Here is a 20,764-nt window from a genome sequence, read left to right on the forward strand (position 1 = left end):
ACATAGCACGTTTTCATTTACTATATAGTGCAAATTACTAGTAGACTTTCTGATTAAATACACATCACTTATTTAACACAATTTAAATATTTTTTTATAATTGCTAACTCTATTTAATATTTCTACCTAGAATTTAAAAAATATTTTGTTAATATCATAAAACAAACTAACAAAGGAGAAATATTATGTCTGAATCAGAAAATGATTCAAAAGAATCATTATTAGAAGGAGCAAAAAATTTAATAAATATAGCTTAATGCGATAAGGTAGTGACTTTTTTAAGAGCATAGTAAACCGCATCAAAAAAGTGCTCAAAATTAGAAACAGTTTTTCTTATTTCGTTCTTGATTTTAAACCAGTAATGCTCAATAGGATTTAAATCAGGAGAGTAAGTTGGTAAAAATAAAATACTGCAACCAACAGATTCAATTAACGTTTTCACTTTTGTACTTTTATGAAAATTAATATTATCCATTACTACTATCTGACCAGGCTTTAACTCTTTGATCAATATCTCTTGTACATAAGTTTCAAAAATGTCCTTATTACATGTCCCATCAAATATTATTGGGGCAATAATATCTTTGGCAGACACCCCAGCAATCATACTAATCCGTGATTTATATTGATAGACCCTTTCACCATAACATCTTTGACCGATAATGCTCCACCCGTGTTCTCTACAGCTATTATCTTCTATCCCAGATTCATCGATAAATACTAAATCTTGTTTGTCTATAGTTTTTAGTTTCAATATAAACTCATTCCTTAGACCAACATCTCTTTTGGGATGAAGAAAAGTTTTTTTTATAACTATAACCTAATTTATTAAGCAATCTTGATATCGTACTTGCAGATACTTTTTGACTCCAGTTGTTAGCTAGTTCCATGGTGGTTTTATCAAAATTTAATTCTATAAATTTTTTAAATCCCTCTATGTCTCTTATTATTCTACGATGTCCTGTATGATAACCACTTTTTGCTTTGATATCGCCGGTTTGTTTCTTTAATTTTTTCCATTCTATTATAGTCTTCCTACTAATAGAGTATATCTCAGAAGTCTCTTTTATTGTTTTACCATCTGTTAAACTTTTTATTACTCGTATTCTTAAATCGTATGAATATGCCTTTGCCATAAGTTTTTCATTTAGTATAATCTAACTCATACTCTAAGTCACTATCTTATCGCATTAAGCTATACAACACAAAAAATATTAGACACCGCTAAGGAGGCACTAGACCATCCTGAATCATTATTAGGCAAGGCAAGGGACTTAATGAAGAGTTCAGAGAAACAAGAGCAAGAAAAAAAAGCAGATTCAACTGAATCAAAAGAATAATGTTAAAGCTCTTGATTAAAATAACAAAACGGATAAATATAGTATCTTTTGATAAAGCTTATTGTTAACAGACTGTCAGATAAGGGTGTGCCAGCAAAAGATTATAAAAAAAGCAGTGCCAATGCCAGTACCAAATAAAATAGTAGAGCTAATAATATGAATAGTTTTTATAAAAAGATATAACATTATTTATCTCTTTCTATAGCCATTATTACTAAAGTAAGTAATATTATCGGAATATTTTTCAGTATTGGACCGAGAGGATCCAACCATAATATTGGCTTAAGATACGTTAATAGTGAAGTATAAGATAATATTAGTAAAATTTGTAAACTACATATACTGCTTATTTTATTCTTGATAATTAGTAAAATTCCCAGAATAATATCCATAAAGCAGCTTCCATATAATATGTAAGGTGCTATTTGCTTATTAAAACCCAGTGATATTATAATTTGCTTGCTAGCATCATAAGCAAAAATACTTGAAATAATTCCTGTCATTATCCAAAATAACCCTAAGGCAATTTTTATTATAGGTTTTAGAAAATAAAGCCTAGCATGCCATATAGATTGTACGGTTAAAGGTTCTATTGTAAGACCTTGCTGCAAGTTTCTAGGAATTATAGAAGTAAAATCAATAAAATCATTTTTATTGGCAATATTAGGTTGAAGTAACATATTATATGTAATAGTTGAGATTTGATCTTACATTTAGTAAAATAAATTAATTATTAAATGGAGATAAGAAATGAACTTAAATCAAAAAATAATAAAGCCAAAATTAGGATTACTAGAACTCGCTAAGAGTCTTGGTAGCATATCATCAGCATGTAAAGCGATGGGCTATAGCAGAGATAGTTATTACAGATTTAAAGAACTGTATGAAACTGGTGGTGAAGAAGCGTTGTATGAAATTAGTCGAAGAAAGCCAATAATAGCCAATAGAGTTGATCCAGTGATAGAGAAGGCAGTAATGGATATGGCAATAGAATATCCAGCATATGGTCAGCTAAGAGTATCAAATGAGCTTAAGAAGAGCGGTATACTTGTATCACCTGGAGGAGTGAGATCAATTTGGTTACGTAATGATTTAAACAATATCAATAAAAGGCTTAAAGCATTAGAAGCAAGGATGGCTCAGGATGGTATTGTACTTACTGAATCTCAGTTACAAGTACTAGAGAAACGACGTAGCGAAAAAGAAGCCCATGGCGAGATTGAGACACAGCATCCAGGTTATCTAGGATGCCAAGATACATATTATGTAGGAAATTTTAAGGGTATAGGTAAGGTTTATTCTCAGGTATTTATTGATAGCTATAGCAGAGTAGCTGATGCTAAACTATATACTGATAAAACAGCTTTAACTGCTGCTGATATGCTTAATGACCGCGTGTTACCATGGTATGAAACTCAAGGCATACAATACTTCGTATTCTGACAGATCGCGGGTCAGAATATAAGGGAAATATAGAGCATCATGCTTTTGAATTATTTCTAAGTATCGAAGGTATAGAACATACTATTACTAAAGCATATTCTCCTCAAACAAATGGTATGTGTGAACGTTTTAATAAAACTATGACACAAGAATTCTTTGATACAGCTATGCGGAAAAGGATCTACACTGATCTTGATGATTTACAATTAGATCTTGATATTTGGTTAGAGCATTTCAATAATGAGCGACCACATTCAGGAAAATATTGTTATGGTAAAATGCCTATGCAAACTTTTAAGGATAGTAAGAAATTAGCTATTGAAAAGAACAATGAAATCTTATATCTTGAATACTCATCTGACAGTCATAATTTATCAGATATTCAGATATAATTTTTATAGTGTCTGTAAGATCAAATCTTGACTTCTACACATTATACTTGCTATATCCTAAATGATTATTCATCTCAGACTGTAAAGCTCTCTCTACAAGACGCTTGGTCAGTTCTTTTAATAAACCATCCTACGCAAATAAAGTTGATACGTCTGTATCATTATTGATCAATAAATCTATCGCTTGATCCATTGCAGCATTTTGTTTCTCTATCATTGTAATTTCTCTTTTTGTTATATTTTCTTTTATATAACCTTTGGGAAATTTACACACTTATTTGGACAGAGCCTAAAAATCCCCTAACTTAGAGGCTATTTTAATGAATATTAAAGGAATTTTTATCAGTCTTGCAGGTTCGACCCCAAGCCATCTTCTAAATTCAATCAAGATGTCCTTCATAGTAACTATATCAGGTCCAACTATTTTTAATAATCTACAAATTTTTCCTTTTCTTTCTACACAATGAATGATTACTTTCGTTAGATCTTAAATATGGATAGGTTGAAATTGTTGTAAACCTTCACCTATTAGAGGAATAAAATACGGTAATGTTGCTAAAGCCCTAAATAATGATGTACCACCATAGCAACCGTTCGCATAAATGAGAGAAGGTTGTAAAACTACCCAATCTATATTTTCTAATTTTTGTAAATATCTTTCTGTTACTTTTTTGGTTAAAGCATAAGCAGTGTTTTTTTCATCATCTATTCCAAGAGCTGAAATATGAATAATTCTTTTTACGTTAGTAATAGTGCAAGCCTTAAATAGAGCTTTTGGACCATTAACATGAACATTTTCAATATTATTAGCACGACTAGACGTTAATACACCTGAGGCATTAATAACTATATCTATTTTCTCTAATTTATTTATCCAATCTTGAGGGCTAAGAGCTGTATTAAAATCACAATGTATAATTTCTGTAGTAGGGAATTTTTTCTAGTGGATTCAATATCCCTAACGGCACATACTACTTTATAATTACTTTTTAATAATGCAGCAGTAATATATGATCAAATAAAGCCGTTAGCTCCAATTACTAATATTCTCATGTTCAATGCCAATTATCTATATCAATTTGTAATTCTTATAAGGTGGAATAAAACTTTTTACGGGATAAATATGATGAAATTTTTTCTGCATAGTTTTGTGGGATCGTTCACATATTCCATTAGTTTGAGGACTATAGGCTTTAAATAAGCTTTATTCTAGTAATTCAAAATTAGTAGATCCTTGTCAATTCTAAAGCCTTTAAAGCGTTCAAGTACTGACATACCAAGAAGAGAAACATCAAGATCACCAAGTCCGATATGTCCACTAACATTCTTAAATTCTTTACCGATTACTACACTATCTAATTTTATAGGAGCAGCTTTATTCTCACCATTAGCAGTTAGATAGGTTCTAGTATATTTTAACTGAGTTAGATCAAATCCTAATTTTTGAGCATCTTCTTTTGTTAAAGCTACATCACTTGCTCCAGTATCAACCATGAAGCTTATCTTAACATTATTCACATCAGCATCAATATAAAAATGTCCATCTCCACTACGAGCTATGATTATTTCGCCAGCTTCTGTAGACCAATTATATGATGGAATCAACACTGATGCTACTCTTTGGTAAGCATAATTTAGCTCAAATCTAAAAGCATAACCGATAATTATAACTAAAAAAACTGCTGCCCAAGCTGCTAACTGCAAGCAAAATTTACGTATTTCATTTTGACTTATAGTGCTATAAATTACACTAAATAATATTAATAACGACGCACAAAAACTTCCGATATTCTGTGGCTCTTTAAAAAACTTTGGATAGTGCTGATTGATATATTTGTATGCTAAGCCAGTTACGAATATAGTACTGCAAATTATAAATATAAGTTTTATGTATTTTCTGTCCATATTGAAAGTATAACAATTAATATAAAAAGTGGAAGTCACCTTTTATTTTTGATACTTTTTGATTTATTCTTTTCCATAAGGAGGTGCAGAAATGCACTTCTTTATAAAAAATCCCCGATATTTTCTAAAAACAACCTAGCCCTATGAGAAGCTGGTTTGTTAAAAAACTCTTGTGCCGGCTGATTTGCTAAAATCTGTCCTTGATCCATAAAAATAATACGATTAGCTATTAGTTTGGCAAATTTTAAGTGATGGGTTACTACTACCATACTCATCTGCTCTTTTAGTAAATTAATATTCTCGATCACATCCTTAATATTTTCAGGATCTAACGCTGAAGTTGGCTCATCAAACAATAAAATTTCCGGCTTCATCATTAAAGCCCTTGCTATTGCAATACGCTGCTTCTGCCCACCTGATAGATTTGCGGGATACGAGTTAAACTTCTGGCTTAGCTTAAACTTTTCAAGCAATTCCTTTGCTTTTGATATAGCTTCATCTTTTGGAATTTTTAAAACATTCACCGGTGTATAAATCAGATTATCACCCACGCTTAAATGCGGAAAGAGATTAAAATTCTGAAAAACCATCCCAACTTTTAGCCGCAATTTTCTTCTATCTTTTGGCAATAGCTTTTTGCCATCTACAAGCAAAGTTCCACTAGTTGGCTCTTCTAAATTATTTAAAACACGTAACAAAGTAGTTTTACCACCTCCTGACGGACCAATTATTACAGTGGTTTCTTTAGCAGTAAAACTTAAATCTATATTTTTTATTCCGTAATTTTTGCCGTAACGCTTACAGACTTTTTCTAAAATAATCATATATTAAATTTATAACCATCATAAAGTGGCTTAGCATTATCTGGAAGTATTTTTATAATTTCATGATAATCTATAGTATGCCGCATATTTGTCAATAATATTTGCTCTGGTTTATATTTCTCTTGCCACTCTAAGACCTTATCAAGCCCTGCATGGTTTTTATTTGAAGTAAAATCCATACAATCTAAAATCCATACTTTTATATTTTGCAAAAATTTTTCTGACTCTGGCGGGAAATTAATAACATCAGGCGAATACACAAAATCACCTATCCGTAAACCTAAACTATCAATAGGACCATGATTTTGCCTAAAAAATTGTATTTCAATTGTGTTAATCTTAATCTTGTCAGAAAAATTAACTTGTTTAGTTTCAAATATCTGACCTTGTACAAATAAATCAGAATTAAATAAATAGTCAAATTTCTTATGTAAATTTGCCGCAGTACTCTCGTCTGTATAGATTTCTAGTGCCTTTTTTTCCATAAAAGAAAATATTCGTAAATCATCAATTCCATTAACGTGATCAGAATGATAATGCGTTAATATCGCACAATCAAGTTTATTTACCTTTTCTCTTATTAGTTGATGTTTAATATCAAAACCAAAATCAACTAATATTTGACTATTTTCATCGTTGATATATATTGCTGATCTAGTTCTTTTATTGTACTTTGAATCTGATAGACATACAGAGCAATCGCATCCGATAACCGGTACGCCTATAGATGCTCCGCAGCCCAGTATTGTTACTTGTAACATAAACTAATAAAATAATGTTTGAAGTTTTTTATAATTTTTGCGGCTTAAATCAAGAAATATTCTTATTTTTAAATAAAATTACTAATATTGGGCTATTTGCTTACTTTTTAAGAATAATTTCTTTTTGTTTTAATATCGCTAATTTTGCCATTATATATATTTTATACTGTATATATCTTTATATTCAACTAAAGAAAATTAAAAATGATAATGAGCGACAAAATAAATTTTGGCATAATTATAATAAATTAGTCGAAGTTGGGATAATATACGGCATATTTGGTTTGGTCTTTACTGCTCTTAAATTTACTGTTAATTTACCACGCCCTTATTGCAGCCTCCATGAAGGAAGTTTTATCACTATATTAAATACTACAAGTGAAAGATGTTTATCGAGTTTTCCAAGTAGCCATACGGCACTTAGCGTTTTAGTAACGTATTTTATTTGGAATTATATTAAATTACCAGTTAAAATATTAATGATTTGTGTTATTATATTAGTATCTTTATCTCGCATTAGTCTTGCTATGCACTATCCAAGCGACATAATTTATGGTATTATAACCGGACTTATAACAATATTAATTGGTAAGCTAATTTACCGAATTTTTAAAAATAATGTAATAAAGTGGGTGGGTCGGTTTATTCTTAGTCATTGCGAGGAAAAACTGTAAGTTTTGTACGTGTGCAATCTCAGGAGTTTTGCTTCACGAGATTGCCACGTCGCTACGGCTCCTTGCAAAGCATTGTTGCGTGGATCAAAAAACGCCCTAAGGTAGTCATACCGTGGCTTGACCACGATATCCAGAAAAGCAAATCTTAACACTAACAATTTTAGTATTTTAAGCTGGTTCCCGCTACAAGCTCGCGGGATGACAGAGGAAAAATTGATCCACGCAACAATGCCTCCTCGCAATGCCGGCGATTAAGTCATGGGACGACACACATTTGGAATAAATATATGTTACTATATCGAAAATATTTTATAAAAAATATCCTACCTCTGCTTATAGTCATTACTTTTTCAATGACTAGCTTGGTATGGATTACTCAAGTATTAAAGCTTTTATATTTATTTGACAAAGGTATAAAAGTTATGGATTTCCTGAGTTTAATAATTTTAGTCCTACCTACCTTACTATTTATTTTATTACCTATCATAACAGTTATTACAATAATTTATATTTATAATAACCTAAAAATTGAGGGACAATTAATTATATTACAAACTTCGGGAGTAGGTAACCTACAATTAGCACTACCTGCTTTATATGTAGCATTGATAGTTGCATTACTTGCTTATTACATATCTTCTACCATCATGCCTTTATCTCATATAAATTTAAAATCACGTTTAAGCTTTATAAAGAATAACTATATATCAAGTATGATTGAGGAAAAGACTTTTAACAAAATAACAAAAGATATTACTGTTTATATAGATAAAAAATCTGTAGGGAATGTTATGAAAGGAGTAATCATATTTGATAACCGCAATACTGATAACCCATCCGTAGTATTTGCAAATTCTGGAATACTTGATATATACGAGAATGATCCTATTTTTGAGCTTAGTAAGGGTAGTAGGCAAGAATATGATATAAATGGGAATATAACGCAGCTAACTTTTGATTCATTGATGATAAAGCTACAAAATGATAATCCGTTAATATCACAAAGAACAACACATAATAAAGAAGCAAATGAATATTATATTGACGAATTGCTTGCACCTCCTATTGATCTAAACCCTATGAAAAAAATTAAATTAATTGCCGAAGCCCATCAACGAATCATTTGGCCTTTATATAATTTTGTATTACCATTTTTAGCATTGGCAGTTTTCTTAAAATATCCTTATAGTAAAAAAACAACTTTCATGCCGATATTATTTGCTGCTTTATCAGTATTAATAGCTACTTCTGCTCACTTTACACTACAAAACTTTGCTTCAAAAAATTTAGCTTTTATTACTGCTTGTTACTTGAATATATTCTTTATTTTATCAATAGGATTATATTTATTTACACGTAAAAGAATATAGCTAAAATATATTATTAGTATTTTTAACTGGATCCCGCTACAAGTGAGCTAGATGACAACTGGAAAACTGTTCCACGCAATAATGTCCCCACCGCATGACACAAAGAGTGGTTTTCAAGTTATATGACTCTGTATTTCGTTATTGCCTCCTAAACAATCAACTTCGCTTTGATTAATTGGTGGTATAGCTTAATGCGATAAGGTAGTAACTTTTTTAAGAGCATAGTAAACCGCATCAAAAAAGTGCTCAAAATTATAAACAGTTTTTCTTATTTCGTTCTTGATTTTAAACCAGTAATGCTCAATAGGATTTAAATCAGGAGAGTAAGTTGGTAAAAATAAAATACTGCAACCAACAGATTCAATTAACGTTTTCACTTTTGTACTTTTATGAAAATTAATATTATCCATTACTACTATCTGACCAGGCTTTAACTCTTTGATCAATATCTCTTGTACATAAGTTTCAAAAATGTCCTTATTACATGTCCCATCAAATATTATTGGGGCAATAATATCTTTGGCAGACACCCCAGCAATCATACTAATCCGTGATTTATGTTGATAGACCCTTTCACCATAACATCTTTGACCGATAATGCTCCACCCGTGTTCTCTACAGCTATTATCTTCTATCCCAGATTCATCGATAAATACTAAATCTTGTTTGTCTATAGTTTTTAGTTTCAATATAAACTCATTCCTTAGACCAACATCTCTTTTGGGATGAAGAAAAGTTTTTTTTATAACTATAACCTAATTTATTAAGCAATCTTGATATCGTACTTGCAGATACTTTTTGACTCCAGTTGTTAGCTAGTTCCATGGTGGTTTTATCAAAATTTAATTCTATAAATTTTTTAAATCCTTCTATGTCTCTTATTATTCTACGATGTCCTGTATGATAACCACTTTTTGCTTTGATATCGCCGGTTTGTTTCTTTAATTTTTTCCATTCTATTATAGTCTTCCTACTAATAGAGTATATCTCAGAAGTCTCTTTTATTGTTTTACCATCTGTTAAACTTTTTATTACTCGTATTCTTAAATCGTATGAATATGCCTTTGCCATAAGTTTTTCATTTAGTATAATCTAACTCATACTCTAAGTCACTATCTTATCGCATTAAGCTATACATTCTCATTTACTGGTGGATTTGGTGCCTGTGGCTCTGGTGCTTGTTGCGGCTGCGGTTGTGGCTCTGGCTGAAGCACTGCTTGTGGTTGTGGTGGATCAATTTCATCATATAGATCTTTATATTGCGGTTCTTGAGGTATTTTAGTAAAATTATTAAGCAACTTTTTAGTTCCTACCAAAAATAACTTTCCTAAGGTTTTCTCTTTAAATATACTAAGGTCTTCGAACTCACCTTTTTCACATTTAGCTTTAAGGAAAGAAAGATTTGACTCTATCCCTCTAATTTCCTTAATTTTTACTTCTAGTTCTATTTGCTCTTTACTATCGTTAGTGAGCCCCTGGGCTTCTTGAAATTTATACTCTGCTTTTTTGAATAAACCTAATTTTAATAAATATTCTCCTAAAAATTCGCATAATTGTTTTTGTAATTTATCCTTTATATCTCTTGGTTGTTTATCAAAAATTTCTGTAAGAATTGTGTCGCATGCTTCAATATACCTCAAATTTACGCTTATCATAAAATATTTTATGGCTTCCAAAATTAAAGGAATGGAGTGCTCACTTTGATTTGTGCTATAATAAGATTTACCTAAGTTTAAAAGTAAATTACCTATCTTTGAACAAATAACAGGAAAAGTAATTTTCCACCCTCCAGAACCATACATAAAACTATAATCTTTTTCAGCTTTTGTATTTTCACAATATTCTTTTAGTTCTATTTTTAAAGCTTAAATATATTCTCTAATTGCTAAAAGCGAATATAGCTTTTTCTCATTTGCAGCAAGCCAATTATTATTTTTATATGATATGCCTAAATATTTATCTTCAACGTTAGTACTGCCAACAAGATCAATATTATTTTCATATAACACACCTAAAAAATAATGAGATTTAGCTTTCATTACATTAGCAGTAAAATTAGCACTATATTGTTCTGTTTTTGAAAATTTTCCTGCACTAAAATCATTAAGCCAACTTAGTACTTCTTTATAATAATCAAATTGCTGTTGATTATTTTCTCTGTTATTAGTAACATTATAAGGTTCTAATTTTATATCTAAAATAGCCTTACTTAACAAATCTACGTCAATTAAAATTTTTCCTGCAATATCAACAGCTTTTTTAAGTGGTTCAAATGTTGCGGAGTGAGGGAAGAGTTTTTTGCAGAATGATAGAGCTTCCAATTGCTGCTTTATAAAATATACATAATTTCCTAATTTTTCTTGAAAAAGGTTTTATTTTTCATTAGTAGCAGTCCCTTTTATATTATAAAACTTCCTTATAATTTCCAGAAATGCAGGAATCATTTTAAAATGCTCATTAATGTTGTTATTATAAACATCTTTCAATTCTTTTATTTCTTGTAATGCTGGAAAAGTTTTTTTTATTAACTACTTTTATAGGGCTTATTGCTTCTGGTAATATTGTTTTTGGTAGATATAGCTTAATGCGATAAGATAGTGACTTAGAGTATGAGTTAGATTATACTAAATGAAAAACTTATGGCAAAGGCATATTCATACGATTTAAGAATACGAGTAATAAAAAGTTTAACAGATGGTAAAACAATAAAAGAGACTTCTGAGATATACTCTATTAGTAGGAAGACTATAATAGAATGGAAAAAATTAAAGAAACAAACCGGCGATATCAAAGCAAAAAGTGGTTATCATACAGGACATCGTAGAATAATAAGAGACATAGAAGGATTTAAAAAATTTATAGAATTAAATTTTGATAAAACCACCATGGAACTAGCTAACAACTGGAGTCAAAAAGTATCTGCAAGTACGATATCAAGATTGCTTAATAAATTAGGTTATAGTTATAAAAAAAACTTTTCTTCATCCCAAAAGAGATGTTGGTCTAAGGAATGAGTTTATATTGAAACTAAAAACTATAGACAAACAAGATTTAGTATTTATCGATGAATCTGGGATAGAAGATAATAGCTGTAGAGAACACGGGTGGAGCATTATCGGTCAAAGATGTTATGGTGAAAGGGTCTATCAACATAAATCACGGATTAGTATGATTGCTGGGGTGTCTGCCAAAGATATTATTGTCCCAATAATATTTGATGGGACATGTAATAAGGACATTTTTGAAACTTATGTACAAGAGATATTGATCAAAGAGTTAAAGCCTGGTCAGATAGTAGTAATGGATAATATTAATTTTCATAAAAGTACAAAAGTGAAAACGTTAATTGAATCTGTTGGTTGCAGTATTTTATTTTTACCAACTTACTCTCCTGATTTAAATCCTATTGAGCATTACTGGTTTAAAATCAAGAACGAAATAAGAAAAACTGTTTATAATTTTGAGCACTTTTTTGATGCGGTTTACTATGCTCTTAAAAAAGTCACTACCTTATCGCATTAAGCTATAGCTTTTTAGCAAATCATAATGCTTAGAAAACATTTCTGAAGCTAATTCTTGTTGTAGATCAAGCCTAAAAAACGAAAAAATAGGATTCTCTATAAACTCTTTATTAGCTTCAAAAAACTTTATGATAATTTTACCTATTACCGCAATATTATCATTTATCATTTTAGATAAAACTTCTGGTAATTCTATTACATTGTTTTTATACGAAATAGGGCTTATATATACTTCTTTTAATCCCCACCATTTATCTGTTTCTAATAAATCCTTAAAATTCAGTGACTCAGAAAAAGGCTCTTTAGAAGTTGCTTTTTTGAATAAATGAACAGATTTAATTAACTGTGATATTATAAAATTTTGCTCTGCACCTTTTGAGTAATTAATAAGATTTTCTAAATATTTTTTTATTTGTACAACTTTATTATCTTTTTTTTTCTTTTGTTCCACACTCAGTTGCAAGATTTACTATATAAAATAATGCATCGTTGAGATCTTCTTGAACTTCTTTAGTTAATTCATTAGTTTCATTTTTAAAAAACTTGATAAATTCGTTTATAGTATAAGTAATTATTGGCTTCGTACTATTATCTGTGATAATTATTCCAAATTTAATTTTTGCTGCCAATTTAATTATTTGCCAATAAGAATATAAGTCTAAAATTTCTTGCACTTGATTTATTGCCCCGCCATGTATACCAGAGCATTCCATAATATTTATTGCCAAATCTTTATTTAAAAAATTATTAACACGCTTATAATCATCTTCTTTATTTGTATTATCTGGGTTAACTGGGTTGTTTTGATTGCTTTGATTATTTGGATTATTGTCGATGATTTGGCTATGCCTTATCTTTTTGTAATATTCAGAATCTATAGGTTTTAATTTATTTAATTCTGTTACTGTAAATTTTTCTGCATCTGTAGAATCGCTTAATTGACACCCAATTACTGTTTTTCCCACTTCTTCTAGTCCAAATAACATCAATACTTTATCTAAATTTCCTCTCCCGATAATTTCATTATAACTTTCCGTAATAAGCCTAAAAAGTATCCCAGCATTCTTATGTACTTTCTCTTCTAACGCAGAACGTGTTGTATTAACTCATAAATTTTTACTTTCAATAGTATAGTCTAAATTTTTTTCTTGTAATTTTTTTAGATAAGCATTTATGGCTTCTTTATCAAAAATATTTATTCCGTTATTATTACTTATCCGAAATTTATCTGAAGTATTCTCTATAGAATAAAACTCAATACGATTTTTATATTGATTTGGGAGATGAACTAGTAATTCTTGTAATACTTTATTGTATTCTTTTATATTTAATAAAGTTTTGATTCCAAACGCAGTTATTTTTTCATTGTCTGCTAAAGATAGATGCCGTATCTTATCATTATACCAGAAAATATTTGCAAAATATCTCGCATCTCCATCATCAAAATTACAATATTTTAACACTACTTTTTCAATAGTTATATTATTCCTTAAGCAGTCTGCTAAAAGTTCTCTATCTTCTTTTATTGAGGAATTATAACTAAACTCAAAAGATGTAGCAGAAATAAATTTTTCAATAGCACCAGCTGGTTTTTCTAATTTTTTATTAAACTTATTACGAAAATTATTAAATAAATAATTAATAACATCTTTGTTTGCTGGAGGTTTATGAGATATTGATTCAGGAGTTAATATCTTTCTAATATTAATATTTTCTATCCTAGACTGAGCTGTATCATCCTTATTTTTTTCTTTGCTAAATAAATAATTAAAATATTCTGGAAATTCGTCTATATTATTTACTGTTTTCTCTATTTCTGTTTTATGTTCTTGCTTAGGACTTCCAATAAAACTAGTCATCAATTTATACATGGCATTAACTCTAAAATATTTACCATTACAAATAAAATCATCTTTGATCTGTAAGTTGAATAAATAAATATTAACACTACTTAAAAAAATTTTCATAAATAAGTAAATTTACAACAAGAATTAGAAAGGTGTCATTGCGAGGAAAGTTTGTTGTCACCTAGTTGCTTGTCCACGGGATGACAACTAGAATGCTGGATTCCTACTTTCGCAGGAATGACATATAAACGTACTAATCCTTAATAGTCTGAAGGGCTAGTTTGATTATTTTTGTGATACCAGTATTGGTATAGGTAGAGATAGGGAAAATTTCTTTACCGGTGATTTTTTGTAACTCAGTTATTTTTGCTTCTATTTCCTCATCAGTTAAAACATCGATTTTGTTAAGGCAAATAATTTGGGTTTTATCTTTTAAATAATCTGAATAAGATTCAAGTTCCGTGCGTACTATATTATAATCAGCCACAACGTCCTCACTACTGCCATCTATTAAATGAATCAGCACGTTACATCTTTCAATATGCTTTAGGCATTTATCACCCAAACCATGCCCTTGACTAGCTCCCTCTATTAAGCCTGGAATATCAGCTATAACAAACTCTTCATCATCAATATACACTACTCCAAGATTCGGCACTAAAGTAGTAAATGGATAATCGGCGATTTTAGGTTTAGCTGCCGATACCACTGATAAAAAGGTAGACTTACCGGCATTAGGAAGACCAACAAGCCCAACATCGGAAAGAAGCTTTAGGCTTAACTGAATCCACATTTCTTCAGCAAATTCTCCCTCTGTTCTACGTCTTGGTGCTTGATTGACGGATGTTTTGAAATGGCTATTGCCAAGACCACCATTTCCGCCTTTAATTATTTCAAAAGTCTGATCATCTTCAGTAAAATCATGTAGTAATATATCGCTATCTTCTGCAAAAATTTGCGTACCGATCGGCACATCAAGAGTTAGAGATTTACCAGATTTACCGCTTTTATTTGAGCCTTTACCATTTTCACCACTATCTGCGATAAAATGCTGCTTATATCTATAATTTACTAGCGTATTGAGATGGTGATTGCTTCTAAAAATAATACTACCACCACGTCCGCCGTCACCACCATCAGGACCACCTCGGTCAATAAATTTTTCACGATGAAAACTAACGCAACCATTGCCGCCATTTCCACCTTTTATATATATCTTAACTTCATCAATAAAATTCATATGTTCTTTATTATATCTTGGTGTTGTTGTATTGTTGTGTCATCCCGTGGCTTGTCCACGGGATCCAGCATAAAGCGAGAGAAATCGAGCTTTTAATGTAAATCTTACTATTGTTTGTATGTTTATTTTTCTAGATTCCCGCCTTCGCGGGAATGACATAGAAGACATGTAAAAACGTTCTCTACTCTTCGCAATGACGATACGCTGTTTAAAAACACATTATATCAAAATTTATCTCTCTTTAATAGTCTTATATTCTCGATGAACTTGACCGGTATAAAGCTGCCTTGGTCTACTGATTTTTTGCTCTGGATCTTCATGCATTTCTTTCCATTGTGCCATCCAGCCTACTGTTCTTGCTGTGGCAAAAAGCACTGTGAACATCTGCGGAGGTATACCCATCGCTTTATAAATAATACCTGAATAAAAATCAACGTTTGGATATAATTTTCTCTCAATAAAATACTCATCTTTAAGAGCGATTGCTTCAAGCTCTATAGCAATTTGTAATAACGGATTATTATCTAGCTGCCCAAGTTCTTTTAACACCTCTTTGCAGGTTTCTTTAAGTACTGCCGCCCGTGGGTCATAATTTTTATATACACGATGACCAAAACCCATTAGCCTAAAATTATCATTTTTATCTTTAGCTTTAGCGATATATTTAGGAATGTTCTCTACACTGCCTATTTCTTTCAGCATATTTATCACGGCTTCATTAGCTCCACCATGAGCAGGTCCCCAAAGCGATGCAATACCAGTGCTGACACACGCAAAAGGATTAGCCCCCGAAGAGCCAGCAATTCTAACTGTTGAAGTAGAAGCATTTTGCTCATGATCAGCATGTAAAATAAATATCTTGTTTAAGGCATTCTTTACCACCGGATTTACTTTATATTTCTCACAAGGTGTTGCAAACATCATATGCAAAAAGTTTTCGGTAAAATCTAAAGAATTATCAGGATAGACAAAGGGTTGACCTATAGAATATTTATAAGACATAGCCGCAATAGTTGGGATTTTAGCTATCATTCTAATAGCTGTAAGCTCATAATCTGCTTCTTTAAAGAAATTCAGTAAATCAGGATAAAATGCAGAAAGAGAACCAACTGCCGCAAGCATAATAGCCATAGGATGCGAAGAGCTGCAAAACGTTTGGAACAAATAATGTAATCTTTCATTAACTAACGCATGATGAGCAACCTTTTTAGTAAAATCATTATACTGCTTACTATTTGGTAATTCTCCATAAATCAATAAATATGCCACCTCTAAAAAGTCGCTTTTTTCGGCTAAATCTTTTATATCATAACCACGATGCCGCAAAATCCCTTGATCGCCATCTATATAAGTTATAGTTGATCTACACGAAGCAGTAGACATAAAACCCGGATCGTAAGTAAAGCAATCCGCTTCAGAATATACTTTACTAATATCAATTACATCCTGCCCAATACTTGCCTTTAATATAGGTAATTTGAATATTTTATCTCTAATCTTTAATTCAGCAAATTCTGTATTATTATTTTCACTGGTCATATACACCCTTAATGTTGTTATATACTAGAAGTATAAACCTACTTTAAGAAAATGAGAAATTATTTTTGTCTTTATGGGATTCTAAAGTATAGTATAAACTAAAAGCCGCAATACTTGTAGAAGTCAAGATTTGATCTTACAGGCACTATAAAAATTATATCTGAATATCTGATAAATTATGACTGTCAGATGAGTATTCAAGATATAAGATTTCATTGTTCTTTTCAATAGCTAATTTCTTACTATCCTTAAAAGTTTGCATAGGCGTTTTACCATAACAATATTTTCCTGAATGTGGTCGCTCATTATTGAAATGCTCTAACCAAATATCAAGATCTAATTGTAAATCATCAAGATCAGTGTAGATCCTTTTCCGCATAGCTGTATCAAAGAATTCTTGTGTCATAGTTTTATTAAAACGTTCACACATACCATTTGTTTGAGGAGAATATGCTTTAGTAATAGTATGTTCTATACCTTCGATACTTAGAAATAATTCAAAAGCATGATGCTCTATATTTCCCTTATATTCTGACCCGCGATCTGTCAGAATACGAAGTATTGTATGCCTTGAGTTTCATACCATGGTAACACGCGGTCATTAAGCATATCAGCAGCAATTAAAGCTGTTTTATCAGTATATAGTTTAGCATCAGCTACTCTGCTATAGCTATCAATAAATACCTGAGAATAAACCTTACCTATACCCTTAAAATTTCCTACATAATATGTATCTTGGCATCCTAGATAACCTGGATGCTGTGTCTCAATCTCGCCATGGGCTTCTTTTTCGCTACGTCGTTTCTCTAGTACTTGTAACTGAGATTCAGTAAGTACAATACCATCCTGAGCCATCCTTGCTTCTAATGCTTTAAGCCTTTTATTGATATTGTTTAAATCATTACGTAACCAAATTGATCTCACTCCTCCAGGTGATACAAGTATACCGCTCTTCTTAAGCTCATTTGATACTCTTAGCTGACCATATGCTGGATATTCTATTGCCATATCCATTACTGCCTTCTCTATCACTGGATCAACTCTATTGGCTATTATTGGCTTTCTTCGACTAATTTCATACAACGCTTCTTCACCACCAGTTTCATACAGTTCTTTAAATCTGTAATAACTATCTCTGCTATAGCCCATCGCTTTACATGCTGATGATATGCTACCAAGACTCTTAGCGAGTTCTAGTAATCCTAATTTTGGCTTTATTATTTTTTGATTTAAGTTCATTTCTTATCTCCATTTAATAATTAATTTATTTTACTAAATGTAAGATAAAATCTCAACTATTACAAATTATACCATCATATAATTTTATCTCTTGGAAAGATTTTTTATATATTTCTGTATGAATAAACCCAAACAAATATAAAGTTCCAAGGCTTGAGGTAAAAATTATACTATTTGGATCGTTTAGTATTATATCCTCAATTAGAATAGTAAACGTCCCTTTAGGCTCGTTTCTTATTTCATCAATTAATTTGCGTATATAAGTATGATGAAATGAATTTTGCTCTATGATCTTTGATATTTGGAAATTATTTTGCTAACAGTAATTATTTATAAGCTCTCTGTGGCGTTTACGATTTTTAGAATTTGAGATAGGTGTAAGGAAGATTATTATTTTTTTGGTATCAAGCATGTGTCCCCAATGAATATAAACTTAAATTGCTCAAGTTTTAACCACCACAAAACATTCATGGTGGTTTATGTATTTAATAAGTATCTAAAATGATGCATAGTTTTAGATATTGTAAGGAGGTAACGATGGTGGTCAGGTTATTAATATAATTATAATTAATGAACCGTGCCCCGATATGTTACTCCTTACTTCCTTTGGTTCCGAACAATCAATAGAGCAAGGGGTTATTCACTTGATCTTAATGGTTGATCGTGAATAACCCCTTAGCTCGTACATAGAACAGGAGAGAAAACATGACAAAGAATATTTTTATAGGTATAGATGTATCTGAGGATACTTTAGATATATGGTTACACCCGTTGAATAAATATAAAGTTTTTGATAACAACCAAAAAGGAATTAATGAGCTAGTCGAATATATAGCGGATTATAATATTGCTAAAATTGTAATTGAAGCTACCGGAAGACTTGAATATGAAGCAGCAAATACTTTACAAAAAGTTGGATATTTAGTCTCAGTAGTTAATCCTTATTTTACATCAGCGTTTAGAACTATGAGAGGTAAGTTTACCAAAACCGATACTATTGATGCACAAATGTTAGCATTATTTGCAGAAAAAATGAATCCTGAATCTAGAAAAGTGGCGAATGAAATAGAAAAAGAATTAAAAGAGCTTACAGCTAGACGTAACCAACTAATTACTATGATAGTATCTGAACGCAATCGCTTACGTAGAGTTACTAATCAAAAAATAATTAATAGTATAAATAGTGTTATTAATTTACTTAATGATCAAAAAGAAGAAGTGGAAAAGCTTATATTATATCATATTTTAAATATAGAAAGTTATAAAGAAATATATAATTTACTTATTACTATCCCGGATATTGGCTCGATTATAGCAATAACCTTAATTACAGAGTTGCCAGAGCTTGGTAATTTAAATTGTAAACAAATTGCTTCTTTAGTAGGAGTAGCACCTCACTGTAAGGAAAGCGGTAAAACAAGATTTAAAGCAAAAACTAAAGGTGGTAGGAAAACGGTACGGGCGGCATTATATATGGTTGCTGTTACATCTGTAAGATGTAATCCCGCAGTTAAACCTTTTTATAAAAGACTTGTAGAAAAGGGAAAAGCTAAAAAATTAGCTCTTACTGCAGTAATGAGAAAAATAGTAATAATTGTCAATAACATTGTTAAAAACAAACGACCTTGGCAAAACCAATATAAAATATTCTCTTGACTTCTCGAACACAATCATCGGGGAAGTAAGAAAACCATCAACGACAGTCATAATAGTTTTTGGGTTTAAACCTTGGACATGACTATTATAACCTCGACCATAATAAAGTCGAGATTATACCATTCTATGGTTGATATAATACCACGTTGATTAAGAGGTTCTTACGCCCCAAAATAGCATGAGCTATTTCGTTTAAGATTCTATATATAAACACCAAAAAGTCAATCAAGAACTGGATTATTATTTAGGTATTTTTTGCTCCAAATAAAGCTGCTTAATATCCTGTCGAACTTTTTCCCCAAGAAACTAATTTACCCTGAGCTGCTTGATCTAAGCCTACCTGAATTTCTTTGTTAAGCCACATTTTATGGTTCTCTTTTTCTTTATATTTTTGTTTAAGAAATTCATCAATTAATAAACCCGAGTTAGTATTATATTATTTTAATAAATTTGTTAAATTATGCATTACTTATCATACTTTTTATAGTAAGCAACTAACATTTTATATATTCGTTTAAAGCTTTTTTAACTATTCCGTTTAAACTATCACCATGCTGCATAGCATATAAACTTACTTCTTTATGTAACTCAGGATCAATTCTAACATTAAAACTGCCTTTAAACGGTTTATCTGGGGTTTTACCTAATATATTACAATCTTCTAGATAACTATCCACGGCTTCATGAAATGATTTTATTAAAGTTTTAGCATCTGAGGCTTCGTAACTTACTAAATCTCTTATAAATTCTATTTTACCAAAAAATATTTCTTCCGAAGCATTAAAATGCACCGAGCCAAAATAACCTTTATAACTTATAAAATCGTTTTTTGTCATATTAACTATTATTGTTATTATTGTCATCCCGTGATGGCATTGCCTGCGTGGATCAAAAAACGTCCTGGATGTCATTCCTACGAAAGCAGGAATCTAGTATAAAGCAAGATAACCTAAGCTTTTAATCTTAAAAATTTGCTGTATTTATGCTTTTTTTTCCTGGATTCCTGCTTTCGC

Annotated in this window: 21 protein-coding genes and 3 pseudogenes; 5 read left to right on the plus strand and 19 right to left on the minus strand. The window is 30.7% G+C overall.

Annotated elements, in window-relative coordinates; translation table 11 throughout:
* Positions 1 to 253 precede the first annotated feature (253 nt).
* The 3 genes from ACICQC_RS09100 to ACICQC_RS09110 all read right to left on the minus strand — a co-directional run bounded on the left by ACICQC_RS09100 (position 254) and on the right by ACICQC_RS09110 (position 2,020).
* A protein-coding gene (locus ACICQC_RS09100; protein ID WP_395476390.1) for an IS630 family transposase occupies positions 254 to 1,136 on the minus strand; the annotation gives its coding sequence in 2 pieces (ribosomal slippage) (positions 254 to 808 and positions 810 to 1,136; 882 coding nt in all).
* Between the two features lie 279 nt (positions 1,137 to 1,415).
* Positions 1,416 to 1,526, minus strand: coding sequence for a DUF2269 family protein (locus ACICQC_RS09105; protein WP_395476782.1), 111 nt, complete (start codon positions 1,524 to 1,526; stop codon positions 1,416 to 1,418).
* Complete coding sequence (locus tag ACICQC_RS09110) at positions 1,526 to 2,020, minus strand: DoxX-like family protein (protein ID WP_395476783.1); 495 nt, start codon at positions 2,018 to 2,020, stop codon at positions 1,526 to 1,528. The genes ACICQC_RS09105 and ACICQC_RS09110 overlap by 1 nt, the downstream gene beginning before the upstream one ends.
* A gap of 70 nt (positions 2,021 to 2,090) precedes the next feature.
* Here ACICQC_RS09110 and ACICQC_RS09115 point away from each other — a divergent pair.
* Positions 2,091 to 3,175: pseudogene (locus ACICQC_RS09115) on the plus strand (IS481 family transposase).
* A gap of 130 nt (positions 3,176 to 3,305) precedes the next feature.
* Here ACICQC_RS09115 and ACICQC_RS09120 read toward each other — a convergent pair.
* The 6 genes and pseudogenes from ACICQC_RS09120 to ACICQC_RS09145 all read right to left on the minus strand — a co-directional run bounded on the left by ACICQC_RS09120 (position 3,306) and on the right by ACICQC_RS09145 (position 6,665).
* Positions 3,306 to 3,449: a hypothetical protein gene (locus ACICQC_RS09120; RefSeq protein ID WP_395476784.1), complete on the minus strand. Its 144-nt coding sequence runs from the start codon at positions 3,447 to 3,449 to the stop codon at positions 3,306 to 3,308.
* A gap of 213 nt (positions 3,450 to 3,662) precedes the next feature.
* A complete protein-coding gene (locus ACICQC_RS09125) occupies positions 3,663 to 4,094 on the minus strand; it encodes an NAD(P)H-binding protein (RefSeq protein ID WP_395477706.1) in 432 nt (143 codons plus the stop codon).
* A gap of 172 nt (positions 4,095 to 4,266) precedes the next feature.
* Positions 4,267 to 4,370 (minus strand): annotated as a pseudogene (locus tag ACICQC_RS09130) (IS481 family transposase); the annotation flags it as partial.
* A 14-nt stretch (positions 4,371 to 4,384) separates the two neighbouring features.
* A complete protein-coding gene (locus ACICQC_RS09135) occupies positions 4,385 to 5,080 on the minus strand; it encodes a TIGR02281 family clan AA aspartic protease (protein ID WP_395477707.1) in 696 nt (231 codons plus the stop codon).
* Between the two features lie 101 nt (positions 5,081 to 5,181).
* Positions 5,182 to 5,904: an amino acid ABC transporter ATP-binding protein gene (locus ACICQC_RS09140; protein WP_395476786.1), complete on the minus strand. Its 723-nt coding sequence runs from the start codon at positions 5,902 to 5,904 to the stop codon at positions 5,182 to 5,184.
* The gene (locus tag ACICQC_RS09145) at positions 5,901 to 6,665 is read right to left on the minus strand and encodes an MBL fold metallo-hydrolase (protein WP_395476787.1); all 765 of its coding nucleotides are present in this window, start codon (positions 6,663 to 6,665) and stop codon (positions 5,901 to 5,903) included. Before ACICQC_RS09145 ends, ACICQC_RS09140 begins: the two co-directional genes overlap by 4 nt.
* Positions 6,666 to 6,679: 14 nt before the next feature.
* Here ACICQC_RS09145 and ACICQC_RS09150 point away from each other — a divergent pair, with 14 nt between their 5' ends.
* A complete protein-coding gene (locus ACICQC_RS09150; RefSeq protein WP_395476788.1) occupies positions 6,680 to 7,339 on the plus strand; it encodes a phosphatase PAP2 family protein in 660 nt (219 codons plus the stop codon).
* A gap of 287 nt (positions 7,340 to 7,626) precedes the next feature.
* Entirely contained in the window at positions 7,627 to 8,709 is a 1,083-nt protein-coding gene (locus ACICQC_RS09155) for an LptF/LptG family permease (protein ID WP_395476790.1), read from the plus strand.
* Between the two features lie 188 nt (positions 8,710 to 8,897).
* On the opposite strand, the gene ACICQC_RS09160 is transcribed toward ACICQC_RS09155, so the two are convergent.
* From ACICQC_RS09160 to ACICQC_RS09170, 3 genes are all read right to left on the minus strand, one after another.
* Positions 8,898 to 9,780 (minus strand): IS630 family transposase gene (locus ACICQC_RS09160; protein ID WP_395476791.1). Its coding sequence is split into 2 segments (ribosomal slippage): positions 8,898 to 9,452 and positions 9,454 to 9,780, totalling 882 coding nucleotides; the frame shifts between segments, so codons are not numbered across the junction.
* 59 nt (positions 9,781 to 9,839) lie between these two features.
* The gene (locus tag ACICQC_RS09165) at positions 9,840 to 10,511 is read right to left on the minus strand and encodes a hypothetical protein (protein ID WP_395476792.1); all 672 of its coding nucleotides are present in this window, start codon (positions 10,509 to 10,511) and stop codon (positions 9,840 to 9,842) included.
* A gap of 63 nt (positions 10,512 to 10,574) precedes the next feature.
* A complete protein-coding gene (locus ACICQC_RS09170) occupies positions 10,575 to 11,030 on the minus strand; it encodes a hypothetical protein (RefSeq protein ID WP_395476794.1) in 456 nt (151 codons plus the stop codon).
* Positions 11,031 to 11,348: 318 nt separating this feature from the next.
* Here ACICQC_RS09170 and ACICQC_RS09175 point away from each other — a divergent pair.
* Positions 11,349 to 12,231, plus strand: a protein-coding gene (locus ACICQC_RS09175; protein ID WP_395476795.1) for an IS630 family transposase whose coding sequence is annotated in 2 segments (ribosomal slippage) — positions 11,349 to 11,675 and positions 11,677 to 12,231 — 882 coding nt in all. Because the reading frame shifts where the segments join, the coding sequence is not laid out codon by codon here.
* Here ACICQC_RS09175 and ACICQC_RS09180 read toward each other — a convergent pair.
* The 6 genes and pseudogenes from ACICQC_RS09180 to ACICQC_RS09210 form a co-directional block, all read right to left on the minus strand.
* Positions 12,220 to 12,681, minus strand: a complete 462-nt coding sequence (locus tag ACICQC_RS09180) for a hypothetical protein (protein WP_395476797.1) — start codon at positions 12,679 to 12,681, stop codon at positions 12,220 to 12,222. The two genes, ACICQC_RS09175 and ACICQC_RS09180, sit on opposite strands and share 12 nt — an antisense overlap.
* The gene (locus ACICQC_RS09185; protein ID WP_395476799.1) at positions 12,656 to 13,219 is read right to left on the minus strand and encodes a hypothetical protein; all 564 of its coding nucleotides are present in this window, start codon (positions 13,217 to 13,219) and stop codon (positions 12,656 to 12,658) included. Before ACICQC_RS09185 ends, ACICQC_RS09180 begins: the two co-directional genes overlap by 26 nt.
* Positions 13,220 to 13,336: 117 nt before the next feature.
* The gene (locus ACICQC_RS09190) at positions 13,337 to 14,197 is read right to left on the minus strand and encodes a hypothetical protein (protein WP_395476800.1); all 861 of its coding nucleotides are present in this window, start codon (positions 14,195 to 14,197) and stop codon (positions 13,337 to 13,339) included.
* A gap of 133 nt (positions 14,198 to 14,330) precedes the next feature.
* Positions 14,331 to 15,317, minus strand: a complete 987-nt coding sequence (gene obgE, locus ACICQC_RS09195; RefSeq protein ID WP_395476802.1) for a GTPase ObgE — start codon at positions 15,315 to 15,317, stop codon at positions 14,331 to 14,333.
* 231 nt (positions 15,318 to 15,548) lie between these two features.
* Positions 15,549 to 16,856 carry a citrate synthase gene (locus ACICQC_RS09205; RefSeq protein ID WP_395476803.1) on the minus strand — a complete coding sequence of 436 codons (1,308 nt, stop codon included), beginning with the start codon at positions 16,854 to 16,856 and terminating at the stop codon, positions 15,549 to 15,551.
* A 154-nt stretch (positions 16,857 to 17,010) separates the two neighbouring features.
* A pseudogene (locus ACICQC_RS09210) lies at positions 17,011 to 18,095 on the minus strand (IS481 family transposase).
* Between the two features lie 705 nt (positions 18,096 to 18,800).
* On the opposite strand from ACICQC_RS09210, the gene ACICQC_RS09215 reads away from it, so the two are divergent.
* Positions 18,801 to 19,751 (plus strand): IS110 family transposase, encoded by a 951-nt coding sequence (locus ACICQC_RS09215; RefSeq protein ID WP_395476804.1) that lies wholly within the window; start codon positions 18,801 to 18,803, stop codon positions 19,749 to 19,751.
* A 494-nt stretch (positions 19,752 to 20,245) separates the two neighbouring features.
* Here ACICQC_RS09215 and ACICQC_RS09220 read toward each other — a convergent pair whose 3' ends face one another.
* On the minus strand, positions 20,246 to 20,587 hold the full coding sequence (locus ACICQC_RS09220; RefSeq protein WP_395476805.1) for a type II toxin-antitoxin system HicB family antitoxin: 342 nt from the start codon (positions 20,585 to 20,587) through the stop codon (positions 20,246 to 20,248).
* Positions 20,588 to 20,764 lie beyond the last annotated feature (177 nt).

It is taken from the genome of Rickettsia endosymbiont of Pantilius tunicatus (assembly GCF_964291875.1).
Lineage (GTDB): Bacteria > Pseudomonadota > Alphaproteobacteria > Rickettsiales > Rickettsiaceae > Rickettsia.

Bases quoted from the DNA above. Each gene is read 5' to 3' on its own strand.
- ACICQC_RS09105 (WP_395476782.1), bottom strand. From the start codon at position 1,526: ATGTTATATCTTTTTATAAAAACTATTCATATTATTAGCTCTACTATT.
- ACICQC_RS09110 (WP_395476783.1), bottom strand. From the start codon at position 2,020: ATGTTACTTCAACCTAATATTGCCAATAAAAATGATTTTATTGATTTT.
- ACICQC_RS09135 (WP_395477707.1), bottom strand. From the start codon at position 5,080: ATGGACAGAAAATACATAAAACTTATATTTATAATTTGCAGTACTATA.
- ACICQC_RS09140 (WP_395476786.1), bottom strand. From the start codon at position 5,904: ATGATTATTTTAGAAAAAGTCTGTAAGCGTTACGGCAAAAATTACGGA.
- ACICQC_RS09145 (WP_395476787.1), bottom strand. From the start codon at position 6,665: ATGTTACAAGTAACAATACTGGGCTGCGGAGCATCTATAGGCGTACCG.
- ACICQC_RS09150 (WP_395476788.1), top strand. From the start codon at position 6,680: ATGTTTGAAGTTTTTTATAATTTTTGCGGCTTAAATCAAGAAATATTC.
- ACICQC_RS09155 (WP_395476790.1), top strand. From the start codon at position 7,627: ATGTTACTATATCGAAAATATTTTATAAAAAATATCCTACCTCTGCTT.
- ACICQC_RS09165 (WP_395476792.1), bottom strand. From the start codon at position 10,511: ATGTATGGTTCTGGAGGGTGGAAAATTACTTTTCCTGTTATTTGTTCA.
- ACICQC_RS09190 (WP_395476800.1), bottom strand. From the start codon at position 14,197: ATGAAAATTTTTTTAAGTAGTGTTAATATTTATTTATTCAACTTACAG.
- obgE (WP_395476802.1), bottom strand. From the start codon at position 15,317: ATGAATTTTATTGATGAAGTTAAGATATATATAAAAGGTGGAAATGGC.
- ACICQC_RS09205 (WP_395476803.1), bottom strand. From the start codon at position 16,856: ATGACCAGTGAAAATAATAATACAGAATTTGCTGAATTAAAGATTAGA.
- ACICQC_RS09215 (WP_395476804.1), top strand. From the start codon at position 18,801: ATGACAAAGAATATTTTTATAGGTATAGATGTATCTGAGGATACTTTA.
- ACICQC_RS09220 (WP_395476805.1), bottom strand. From the start codon at position 20,587: ATGACAAAAAACGATTTTATAAGTTATAAAGGTTATTTTGGCTCGGTG.